The organism is Halorubrum sp. Atlit-8R (assembly GCF_003666025.1).
GTDB classification, from domain to species: Archaea; Halobacteriota; Halobacteria; order Halobacteriales; family Haloferacaceae; genus Halorubrum; species Halorubrum salinarum.
Genome location: NZ_QPLV01000082.1, coordinates 1 through 436, shown reverse-complemented (window position 1 = coordinate 436; position 436 = coordinate 1). Strand labels below are relative to the sequence as shown.

The 436-nt window shown below is 57.3% G+C and carries 1 protein-coding gene; it reads right to left on the bottom strand.

Translation table 11 applies throughout. The features are described from left to right. Positions 1-436, bottom strand: a 436-nt coding sequence (locus tag DVK05_RS16665; protein ID WP_121564966.1) for an AAA family ATPase, incomplete at both ends; no start/stop codon positions are given.

The window sequence follows — 436 nt, the reverse complement described above, 5'->3', positions numbered from 1 at the left end:
CGTCGAGCATGATGACGACCACGCGCTCTTTGTAATCGACGGCGTCGAAGAACGTCGTATAGACACGGTCTGTCGGCCATCCCGTCATCGGAACGGTCTCCATCTCGTCGGCGTCGACGGCGAGTTCCTCCTCGCGCTCGTTTATCTCGGCGATGGAGTCATAGGGCGTATCGGCGAGCGCGTTCGGGTCTTCTGTCGCCCGCGTGCGCATCTCGTCGAGGCGGTCCTGTTCTGCCTCGATTCGTTCGATGTTCTTCTCGATGAATTTGTTCGCGAGTTGCGCGAGCACGCGATACTGTGTGTCCGTCACTTCGCAGTTGATATACTCGACTTCGCACGGAACGTCGTACTTCTGCGAGGTAGACTCCAGTTCCTGACTGACAAACTTCGCACTTGCCGTCTTCCCGGTCCCGGTCTTCCCGTAGATGAGAATATT